Raw genomic sequence first — 10,787 nt, 5'->3', positions numbered from 1 at the left:
CAGGGTTTTGCTCCGCAAAACGCCTGTTAGGGCGTCAGACAGGTGTTGCCCTTCTGATGCTGAAAGGCGGTGAGTTCTATCCCAAATCTTACTTTCGATCTGCATCTCCACTCCTGTCTGTCGCCCCACCCGGCTTTAGCCGGGCGGGGACCCCGTCTTTTTTATCTGCTCGGGCGGAGTGAATCCGCCCGGCATCAGGGTTTTGCTCCGCAAAACGCCTGTTAGGGCGTCAGACAGGTGTTGCCCTTCTGATGCTGAAAGGCGGTGAGTTCCATCCCAAACCTTACTTTCGATCTGCATCTCCATTCCTGTCTGTCGCCCTGTGGCTCTGAAGACAACACCCCCGCCAACCTGGCGGGAATGTGTGCGCTGGCGGGCATTGAGGCCGCCGCCCTCACTGACCACAACACGGTGGGCAACTGCGCCGCCTTCTGTGAGGCTGCGGAACGGTATGGCATCATCGCCCTGCCGGGGATGGAGCTGACCACTGCCGAGGAGGTCCACCTGGTGTGCGTATTCGGGGATCTGGATGCCGCCCGGGTCTTTGAAGCCGAAGTATTCCGCCGCCTGCCGCCCCTGGAGAATAACCCACGAATCTTTGGCCCTCAGGTGAAGATGGACAGCCGGGACACCGCGCTGGGTGAGGAGCGGCGCATGCTCTCCGCCGCCACCGGCATCGGCATCTATGAGGCGCCCGGCCTGGTGGCGGCCCTGGGCGGGGTCTGCTGGCCCGCCCACATCGACCGCCCCTCCTTCTCCCTCATCTCCAACCTGGGCCTGTGGGACCCGGAGCTGGGCTTTCCCTTCGCGGAGGTTTCCCGCGCCTGTCCCCCCAGCTTTCTGGACCGGCCCGATTTGAAGGGGCTGCCGGTGATCACCGCTTCGGACGCCCACTATCTGGATCAGGTCATGGACGCCTGCCAGCAGATCACGCTGACAGAAAAAAATCCGGCCGCTCTGCTGAGCTGGCTCAAGCGCCCTGATTTCAAGGCTTTCAAAACAATGTCACCTTGAATTTTCAACCCTTTTCCCACATAATTTTGACAATTGTCCGGATTGCCTCTTGCACCCTTCAAAAAAGTTAGATATAATGAACAAATATTAGGCCAAAACAAAGCCCATACATTGAGAACATATACGAAAAAGGAGGACACCTACATGCCAAACTGCAAGACCGTTGTGCCCTACAACGGGACGCCTGAGCAGGAGGAGCGGCTGCGCCAGGTCATCGCCGAGCACAAGGGTCAGCCCGGCTCCACCATGCCCGTGCTCCAGGCCGCTCAGGAGATTTTCGGCTACCTGCCGGAAGAGGTTCAGATTATGATTGCGGAGGGGCTGGACATTCCCCTCTCCGAGGTCTATGGCGTCGCCTCATTTTACGCCCAGTTCTCCATGAATCCCAAGGGCCGGCACCAGATTTCCGTCTGTCTGGGCACCGCCTGTTACGTCAAGGGCGCGGCGGACATTCTCTCCGCGGTAGAGAAGAAGCTGGGTATCCGTCCCGGCTCCATTACCCCGGACGGCAAGTTCTCTCTGGACGCCTGCCGCTGCGTGGGCGCCTGCGGTCTGGCCCCGGTCATGATGGTGGGCTCCGATGTATACGGCCGCCTCACCCCCGACCAGGTCGGGCCTATCCTTGACAAATACGAATAATTGTCCGCCGGAGGGAGCGGAATAATGAAAGAGCTTTCCCTTCACATTCTGGACATTGCCCAGAACTCCATTTCCGCCGGATGCACCAGGCTGGAGCTGTCCCTGACCGATCAGGACGGACAGATCACCCTGGTCATCGGGGACAACGGCCGGGGCATGACGCCGGAATTTCTGGCATCGGTCACCGACCCCTTCACCACTACCCGCACCACCCGCAAGGTGGGCCTGGGCCTGCCCCTCCTCCGCATGGCGGCGGAGCAGACCGGTGGCAGCCTGGCCATTGAGAGCACGGTGGGGGTGGGCACCACGGTGACCGCCCGGTTTTGCACCGGCCACATCGACTGCCCTCCCCTGGGCGACATGGCGGGTACGGTGGCCCTGCTGGTGCAGGGCGCGCCGGAGGTGGACACCATCTACACCCACACCACGCCCCGGAGCTCCTTTACCTTTGACACCCGGGAGATCCGCGCCGTGCTGGGGGAGGGCATCTCCCTGGCCGAGCCGGAGGTGGCCGTGTGGATGCGGGGCTATCTGGAGGATCTGGAGCAGAGCGTTTGATCACGGCGCGGGATGTTTCCATCCCGCTGACAGGACCGCGGCGGGGTCTCCCCGTGCCGGCGGCAGCCCGGCGGGGCGCGCTCCGTCCGGGCGGAAGCCAACTTGTTTGAATGGGGGATGAATTTGTGAAAAGCCTGGAAGAACTGAAGGCCATCCGGGACCGCATGCAGAAGCAGGTCGGTCTGCGTGAGTCCGATGAGAATACCATCCGCGTGGTGGTGGGCATGGCCACCTGCGGCATCGCCGCCGGCGCCCGTCCCGTCCTGGAGGCCTTCCTGGAGGAGGTCAACAAGCGAAATCTGAAAGACGTCACCGTCACCCAGACCGGCTGCATCGGCGTGTGCCGGCTGGAGCCCATCGCCGAGGTATACGTCCCCGGCGAGGAGAAGGTCACCTATGTCAAACTCAAGCCCGAGATGGTGCCCAGGATTGTGGCCGACCATCTGGTCAACCGCCAGGTGGTGACCGAGTACACCATCGGCGCGGCGGAATAAAGGAGGGTATGCGGCATGAATCTGGTTCGATCCCACATCCTGGTCTGTACCGGCACCGGCTGCACCTCCTCCAACAGCCTGAAGATCATTGAGGCCTTTGAGCGCGAGCTGGAGGCCCAGGGCATGGCCAAGGAGGCCCAGGTGGTCAAGACCGGCTGCTTCGGCCTGTGCGCCATGGGCCCCATCGTCATGATCTACCCCGAGGGCGCCTGCTACACCAAGGTCACCCCGGCTGACGTGCCCGAGATTGTCTCCGAGCACATCGTCAAGGGCCGTATCGTCCAGCGGCTGCTCCACATGGAGAGCGACGAGGGCGGCACCGCCACCAGCCTGTCCGAGACCACCTTCTACAAGCACCAGCTGCGCATCGCCCTGCGCAACTGCGGCGTTATCAACCCCGAGGATATCGACGAGTACATCGGTGTGGACGGATACGCCGCCCTGGGCCGCATCCTCACCGAGAAGATCCCGCCCCAGCAGATCATCGACGAGATTCTGGCCTCCGGCCTCCGGGGCCGGGGCGGCGCCGGCTTCCCCACGGGCCGGAAGTGGCAGTTCACCCATGACGCCGTCTCCCCCGACGGGGTGAAGTTCGTCTGCTGCAACGCCGACGAGGGCGACCCCGGCGCCTTCATGGACCGCTCCGTGCTGGAGGGCGACCCCCACAGCGTCATTGAGGCCATGGCCATTGCCGGCTACTGCATCGGCGCTCAGCAGGGCTACATCTACGTCCGCGCCGAGTACCCCATCGCCGTCAAGCGTCTGGAGATCGCCATCAAGCAGGCCAAGGACTACGGCCTGCTGGGCGACAACATCTTTGATTCCGGTTTCTCCTTCAATCTGGAGCTGCGCTTGGGCGCGGGCGCCTTCGTCTGCGGCGAGGAAACCGCCCTTATGACCTCCATCGAGGGCAAGCGTGGCGAGCCCCATCCCCGTCCTCCCTTCCCCGCCAACAAGGGTCTCTTTGAGCGTCCCACCCTGCTCAACAACGTGGAGACCTACGCCAACATCACCTGGATTCTCAACAACGGCGCCGACAAGTTCGCCGCCATCGGCACCCCCAAGTCCACCGGCACCAAGGTCTTTGCCCTGGGCGGCAAGATCACCAACACCGGCCTGGTGGAGATCCCCATGGGTACCCCCCTGCGCACCGTCATCGAGGACATCGGCGGCGGCTGCCCCAACGGCAAGAAGTTCAAGGCCGCCCAGACCGGCGGCCCCTCCGGCGGCTGCATCCCCGCCAGCCTCATCGACACCCCCATGGACTACGACTCCCTGGGCGCCATCGGCTCCATGATGGGCTCTGGCGGCCTCATCGTCATGGATGAGGACAACTGCATGGTGGACATCGCCAAGTTCTTCCTGGAGTTCATCGTGGACGAGAGCTGCGGCAAGTGCTCAGTGTGCCGCATCGGCACCAAGCGTCTGCTGGGCCTGCTGACCAAGATCACCGAGGGCGAGGGCACCCTGGAGGACCTGGACACCATCGAGGAGCTGTGCTACCACCTGAAGTCCAGCGCCCTGTGCGGCCTGGGCCAGACCGCACCCAACCCGGTGCTGTCCACCCTGAAGCACTTCCGGGATGAGTATGTGGCCCACGTGGTGGAGAAGCGCTGCCCCGCCGGCGTATGCAAGAACCTGCTGCGCTATACCATCGACCCCGCCAAGTGCAAGGGCTGCACCCTCTGCGCCAAGAACTGCCCGGCAGGCGCCATCTCCGGCGCGGTCCGCGCGCCCCATGTCATCGACCAGAGCAAGTGCATCAAGTGCGGCGTCTGTATGGATAACTGCCGCTTCAGCGCCATTCTCAAGGGCTAAAGGAGGGGAAAGAAGATGGAACAGAAAATGGTCAATCTGAAAATCGACAATATCCCGGTCTCTGTGCCCGCCGGCACCTCCGTGCTGGAGGCGGCCCGGAACGCAGGCATCAGAATTCCCTCCCTGTGCTTCCTCAAGGACATCAATGAGATTGGCGCCTGCCGTATCTGCGTGGTGGAGGTCAAGGGCGCCAAGAGCCTGGTGGCCTCCTGCGTGTACCCGGTCAGCGAGGGGATGGAGGTCTTTACCAACACCGAGAAGGTCCGCCACTCCCGCCAGCTCACCCTGGAGCTGATTCTGTCCAACCACCGGATGGACTGCCTCACCTGCTCCCGCAGCGGCCGCTGCGAGCTGCAGGATCTGGCCCGGGACCTGGGCATCGACGCCGTGCGGTACGCCGCCGACAACCTGCCCCCCCAGATTGAGGACTCCGCGCCCCATCTGGTCCGGGACAACTCCAAGTGCGTCCTGTGCCGCCGGTGCACCGCCGTGTGCCGCAAGAGTCAGGAGGTGGGCGTCATCGGCTGCAACGACCGGGGCTTTGCCACCCACGTGGGCTGCGCCTTTGACCGGGACCTGAACGAGGTGGACTGCGTGTCCTGCGGCCAGTGCATCGTGGCCTGCCCCACCGGCGCCCTCCAGGAGAAGGACGACACCGCCAAGGTGTGGGCCGCCCTCAACGACCCCACCAAGCACGTGGTGGTGGGCCCCGCTCCCTCCATCCGGGTGACCCTGGGCGAGTGCTTCGGCATGCCTATCGGCACCAATGTGGAGGGCAAGATGGTCACCGCCCTGCGCCGTCTGGGCTTTGACAAGGTATTTGACGTGGACAACGCCGCCGACTTCACCATCATGGAGGAGGGCACCGAGTTCCTCCACCGCCTCCAGGAGGGGGGAACTCTGCCCCTCATCACCTCCTGCTCCCCCGGATGGATCCGGTTCTGCGAGCAGCACTACCCCGAGATGATTCCCAACCTGTCCACCTGCAAGTCCCCGCAGCAGATGTTCGGCTCTCTGGTCAAGACCTACTACGCCGAGAAGATGGGCATCAACCCCCTGGACATTGTGGTGGTGTCCGTCATGCCCTGCACCGCCAAGAAGTACGAAGTACGGCGGGAGGAGATGCGCCAGCACGGCTGGCTGCCTGTGGACATCTCCCTCACTACCCGGGAGCTGGGCCGGATGATCACCCGGGCCGGCCTGCTGTTCCAGAACCTGCCTGACGGCCAGTTTGACGAGATGCTGGGCGTGTCTACCGGCGCGGCCACCATCTTCGGCGCCTCCGGCGGCGTGATGGAGGCGGCCCTGCGCACCGTGGTGGAGATTGTCACCAAGGGCGAAATGAAGCCCCTGGACTTCACGGAGGTCCGTGGTATGGCCGGCATCAAGGAGGCCAGCTACGACCTGCCCGGCAAGACTGTCCGGGTGTGCGCGGTCTCCGGCCTGGCCAACGCCAAGAAGGTGCTGGACGGGGTCAAATCCGGCCAGATGCAGTACGACTTTATCGAGATTATGGCCTGTCCCGGCGGCTGCATCAACGGCGGCGGCCAGCCCATTCAGCACGCCGACGTGCGCAACTGGACTGACATCCGCTCCCTCCGGGCCAAGGCCCTCTACACCCAGGATGCCGGCATGACCTACCGCCGCAGCCATGAGAATCCGGTGCTCCAGCAGGTGTACAAGGAGTACCTGGGCGAGCCCGGCGGGCACCGGGCCCACGAGCTGCTTCACACCACCTATATCCCCCAGAAACGGTACCGGACTGAGTGATATACTACACTTTTCAGATGCGAGCTTAAATCAGAGCCGTCGCTTGACGGCTCTGATTTTTCTATCGTATTTTCAAAAATAGTCATTTGACGTTTTCTTTTTTCATCTTTTATGTATAATAGATAAAAAAGATGATATTACTCTTCTATTTCTTAGACTTATTTTTCTTTAGAGGAAGCCTTTTTATGGATATTGCATCGCTGACCATTCGTTTCCCTTCCATTTCCTCTTTTCTCAATGAGCTTCCCCCTGCGCTTCTCTCCCAGTCCAATTTAATTTATTTTCCCTTAGGGCACACCCTTGTGAAGCGTGATGACCCTGTGGAACATGTATATATCACCCTAAGCGGTGAGCTTTTGGCTTGTAACGAGACCATAGATGGCAAATTCTCTACTTTGCTGACCATGAACGCGCCCACCATTATCTCAGATCTGGAGATTCTTGCAGGGGAAAAGACTTATGTTGCCAATGTAGCCGCCGCCACAGACTGCTGGGCTCTCTCTATTCCGCTGGACCTTTTTGTCTCCACACTTCACCAGGATATTTCATTTTTGTGGTTGGTTACCTCCATCACAGCAAAGAAAAATTATGCTCTCTCCCATATGCGCGGCACTTCTGCTTGCCGCTCCAGTATAGATAAGACTGCTCTCTTTCTTCTCCAGTATTGCTCCGCCAGGGCTCCGTCTCCTCAGCAGGACACTGTCATTCAGCGCACCCGTGCGCTCATTGCCAGCGAGGTCATGGTTAGTCAAAAGACCCTGGACCGCTGCATTATCCGCCTCCGGGAGCTGGATTATCTCTCCATCGTCCACGGCAAGATTCACATTAGCTATGACCAGTATCAGCGTCTTCTCTCCAACTTTTTGCCGGAACTTTAGTTTGTCTGCCGCTTAAACAGGTCATTACGGACCGACAATCCGAAATGATATACTAAGAAACAAGGGAGGATCCACATGAAAAAAGCACTCAGTTTAATGCTCGTACTGACCCTGTTGCTTTCTGTCAGTCTCCCGGCGCTGGCCGCTGACAGCAGTCCGTCTGTCACGGTGCAGACGGTTGCCTGGCCAGTTGTCAAGGGCAGCGAGAGCGCCCCAGCCAATACGGCGACCTACTATCACTACATCCCCGACGGCTTTAAGTTCCGCGGAAACAGTACGCCGGTCATTTTTGTCCTGGGCGATAAAGCCTGGACACAGGACACCGCCAACGAAGCGCTGACCCGCGGCGGCTTTGATCAGATGGCAGCCGACGAAAACGGCCACATCGTATTTGTCAGCCCCTCCAACGGGAAAAACTGGACGGCTGACGATTATGCCCTGATGCAGACCCTCGCCACCAATATTACCGACGATTATACCTATGAGCTGGAGCAGCAGGGCACCTACGACACCGGAATTGGAGAGGACGGCCGTCTCTTTGCCGGGCGCTTCCGCCTCTATACCTTTGCCGAGGGCAGCGCCCAGGCCTTTGTTAAAGAGTATTTGGATACACCTGACGCCACATACTGGGTAGCCCAGTGGGACAACCTGGTGGACGGCTTTGGCGCCGGCTTCCACTATGCCGACGAATTTTCCCGCGATGATAACCTCAACGCTTGGGCGTCGCTTCGCCGCACCAACCGGCTGAGCATGATGGACGGCGTGTCCTATGTGGGCGAATACTCAGTCTATTCTGATTACGGTATTGAGGAGCGGGTCACGCGCTTTACCGCCTCCAGCGGCGTCTCCTTTGAGTACTGCATCTATCTGCCTGACTCCATTGATCTCACCGCTGCCTCCGGGAAGTATCCCCTGGTTTTTGTCTTTCATGGGGCTAATCAGCACCCTGACGGCTATATCCATCTGATGGACTGGCCCGTTGTGGGTGACCAGTACGGCTTTTTTACTGTGGCTGTCAACGGAAATCAGACAAATGCTGACCTGTTAGAGTTGCTGGATCAGCTCATTGAGACCTATCCCATTGACGCCAGCCGCGTCTACTCCACCGGCTACTCCATGGGTGGAATGAAAACTATCTCCCTCGGTTTTGAGCACACCGAACGTTTTGCCGCCATTGCTCCCACTGAGGCCATCCCCAATATGGGACGAGAGTCTTTTTCCTATGATGTTCCTGCTCAGGAAATTCCCACCTTCTGGATCGGCGGTGAGGGAGAGTTCCACATCATCTTCCCCAAGGATACCCCCTACGCCGTGGATTTCATCTCCTTGCTGGCAGAAACGAACGGCTTTACTTACAGCGGCATATATGACGAGAGCCTGGAGTACTACTTCGGCACCACCTTTGACCGCACCTATACCTATAACCGCGCCCCTGCCTACCACGGCGACGCAGGTATCTGGTCCATCCACGAGATGCTTGACCGCGACGGCGTGCCCTCTACTCTTCTCTCCTCGATCTCCAAGCTGGGTCATAGTGCTTACCTTCCCTCTGCCGAGCGCATCTGGAAGTTCTTCACCCAGTTCAGCCGTGCAGAGGACGGCACCTCTGTGTACCATCCCACGCCCTGGACTGACGTGGCCGCAGGCTCCTGGTATGAGGACGCTGCCGCCCACGCCTATGCCAACGGTCTTATGACTGCCTCTAATGGCGGTTTTGATCCTGCCGGTAGCTTTACCGGTGATATGCTGGCCAATGCCCTATACGCTCTCGCTGGTACTCCTGCCGCAGAAAGCGCTACTAGTTGGGCTTCTTCGAACGCTCTACCCACAGGTTCTGTCGCTCTCACCCGCGGCCAGATTGCCCAGGCTCTCTATGATTTCATGGCTCTTATGGATGGTAATCGTACTGTCTCTGCCGATCTGAGTTCCTTCTCCGATGGAGCTGGTGCTCCCGCTGCACTTCAGTGGGCAGTTGGCGCTGGAATAATAAATGGCCGTTCTGACGGTACGCTCGCTGTTAACGAAACCGCCAGCCGATCCGAAGCCGCCGTTATGCTCCAGCGGCTGGCATTGTTCCTGGCCCAATAACCACTTTTCCTGACTTGGAAAGGGCCGTGCTGTAAGCACGGCCCTTTCTCTCTATATCTTTCGCTTGTTCTTCCGCTTCCTATTTTAGCCAATTGTCCAATTTTATATTGCTTTTTCCCCTGTACTTATGTAAAATAGAGAGCAAGACACATTGACTTCACATTTCTGGAGGCGGCAACCATGGATCTCACCAGCTATCGCGAGAGCAGCAAGAAAGTCGCGGAATTTCTCAACAAGGTCCCCCCTGTATTGCTGGACAGCGGCACTCTGGTCCGGGTCCCCGCCGGGCAGGTGGTGGTGCGCCAGGAGGAGCCGGTAAAGTACGCCTGGTTCCTGCTCATGGGCGAGCTGCTCACCTTCAGCGAGACGGAGGACGGCAAGAAGTCCAGCTTCATCACCCTGGACGCCCCCAGCATGCTCTCCGACCTGGAGCTGCTGGCCGACATGCCGGTCTACGCCTCCAATGTCATGGCCAACACCGACTGCGACATGATCCGCTGCGACGCTGCCATGGTTTCCCGCTGGCTGGACAACGACCTGCCCTTCCTGCGGATGGTCTCCGCCCTGTGCAACCGCAAGACCTATGACAGCTCCTATTACCGGGGCAAGTCCGCCTTCCGCTCCAGCCTGGACAAGGTGGCCATCTACCTGCTGCGCTACTGCTCCATAACGCCCCCCACCGCCGCTCGTGAGACGGTGGTCACCAAGACCCGTCAGACCATGTCCAGCGAGCTCATCATGAGCGCCAAGACCGTGGACCGCTGCCTCCAGCAGCTCCAGGACGGGGACTATCTCTCCATCGTCCGGGGCAAGGTCCACATCAACGCGGACCAGTACGCCCGTCTGACGGAAAACTGGGGTAGGAACGACTAACGCCCCTTCCTGTTGCGTCTCTTCCGCCCGCTGTTCCCATCCGGGGGAACAGCGGGCTTTTTCTGCCGTTTTTTCCAGTTTGAACGGAAGTTTTGTCCCGCTTTTCTCCGATAACAGCCGTGTGTCCGTTGCTTTTTTCCCGCCTCTGGTGTAAAATACCTCTGACTTGCCGCATACTATGGCCTGAACGCTGAAAAAGGAGGTTCTCCGGTATGGATGAACGCGTGAGAGAGCTGCTGGATCGGGTGAGAGGCACTGCCCTGACTGTGAGCGAGGCTGCGGGCACCACCGCCCGGTATGCCGCCAAATGCGCCGGGCAGACTGTGGACATTGCCAAGCTGAACATGAAGATTTTTGACCTGAAGACCGACATCAACAACCTGCTACGGGAGGTAGGCCAGACGGTCTACGACACCCATCTGGGCCGCTCCGCCGACCAGTCCGCGCTGGAGGAGACTCTGGGCCAGATTGACGAGAAGAATCGCGCCATCGACGAACTGAAGGACCGCATTGCCGCCCTGAAGCACGCCAAGGAGTGCCCCGCCTGCGGCGCCTCCTGCGGCCGGGACGACAAGTTCTGCAAGCGCTGCGGCCGGCCCTTCTGACGTCGGACGGATTTGTTTTCTTTCCTTCCACTCACGCCGGGCGGGCCCGC

At 60.0% G+C, this 10,787-nt stretch carries 10 protein-coding genes; all 10 read left to right on the top strand.

From position 1 onward, the window contains the following. The first annotated feature begins 264 nt into the window (after positions 1 to 264). The 10 genes from Q0K06_RS07185 (at position 265) to Q0K06_RS07140 (ending at position 10,737) form a co-directional block, all read left to right on the top strand. Entirely contained in the window at positions 265 to 1,014 is a 750-nt protein-coding gene (locus Q0K06_RS07185; RefSeq protein WP_294550519.1) for a PHP domain-containing protein, read from the top strand. A gap of 144 nt (positions 1,015 to 1,158) precedes the next feature. Next, positions 1,159 to 1,653, top strand: coding sequence for an NADH-quinone oxidoreductase subunit NuoE (gene nuoE, locus Q0K06_RS07180; RefSeq protein WP_294550516.1), 495 nt, complete (start codon positions 1,159 to 1,161; stop codon positions 1,651 to 1,653). Between the two features lie 24 nt (positions 1,654 to 1,677). Further along, complete coding sequence (locus Q0K06_RS07175) at positions 1,678 to 2,211, top strand: ATP-binding protein (protein WP_294550514.1); 534 nt, start codon at positions 1,678 to 1,680, stop codon at positions 2,209 to 2,211. Between the two features lie 125 nt (positions 2,212 to 2,336). Continuing rightward, entirely contained in the window at positions 2,337 to 2,705 is a 369-nt protein-coding gene (locus Q0K06_RS07170) for a (2Fe-2S) ferredoxin domain-containing protein (RefSeq protein ID WP_294550511.1), read from the top strand. 15 nt (positions 2,706 to 2,720) lie between these two features. Then, positions 2,721 to 4,523 (top strand): NADH-quinone oxidoreductase subunit NuoF, encoded by a 1,803-nt coding sequence (locus tag Q0K06_RS07165; protein WP_294550509.1) that lies wholly within the window; start codon positions 2,721 to 2,723, stop codon positions 4,521 to 4,523. 15 nt (positions 4,524 to 4,538) lie between these two features. Next, positions 4,539 to 6,293 (top strand): NADH-dependent [FeFe] hydrogenase, group A6, encoded by a 1,755-nt coding sequence (locus Q0K06_RS07160; RefSeq protein WP_294550505.1) that lies wholly within the window; start codon positions 4,539 to 4,541, stop codon positions 6,291 to 6,293. A gap of 185 nt (positions 6,294 to 6,478) precedes the next feature. Further along, on the top strand, positions 6,479 to 7,171 hold the full coding sequence (locus Q0K06_RS07155; protein ID WP_294550502.1) for a Crp/Fnr family transcriptional regulator: 693 nt from the start codon (positions 6,479 to 6,481) through the stop codon (positions 7,169 to 7,171). A 75-nt stretch (positions 7,172 to 7,246) separates the two neighbouring features. Further along, positions 7,247 to 9,259 (top strand): S-layer homology domain-containing protein, encoded by a 2,013-nt coding sequence (locus Q0K06_RS07150; protein WP_294550500.1) that lies wholly within the window; start codon positions 7,247 to 7,249, stop codon positions 9,257 to 9,259. Positions 9,260 to 9,439: 180 nt separating this feature from the next. Next, positions 9,440 to 10,132 carry a Crp/Fnr family transcriptional regulator gene (locus Q0K06_RS07145; protein ID WP_294550498.1) on the top strand — a complete coding sequence of 231 codons (693 nt, stop codon included), beginning with the start codon at positions 9,440 to 9,442 and terminating at the stop codon, positions 10,130 to 10,132. A 212-nt stretch (positions 10,133 to 10,344) separates the two neighbouring features. Continuing rightward, positions 10,345 to 10,737 (top strand): zinc ribbon domain-containing protein, encoded by a 393-nt coding sequence (locus tag Q0K06_RS07140; RefSeq protein WP_294550496.1) that lies wholly within the window; start codon positions 10,345 to 10,347, stop codon positions 10,735 to 10,737. Positions 10,738 to 10,787 lie beyond the last annotated feature (50 nt).

It is taken from the genome of uncultured Pseudoflavonifractor sp., assembly GCF_944387805.1.
Classification (GTDB): domain Bacteria; phylum Bacillota; class Clostridia; order Oscillospirales; family Oscillospiraceae; genus Pseudoflavonifractor.
The sequence above is the reverse complement of the archived record's forward strand: the minus strand, read 5'-3'. Positions and strand labels throughout refer to the sequence as shown.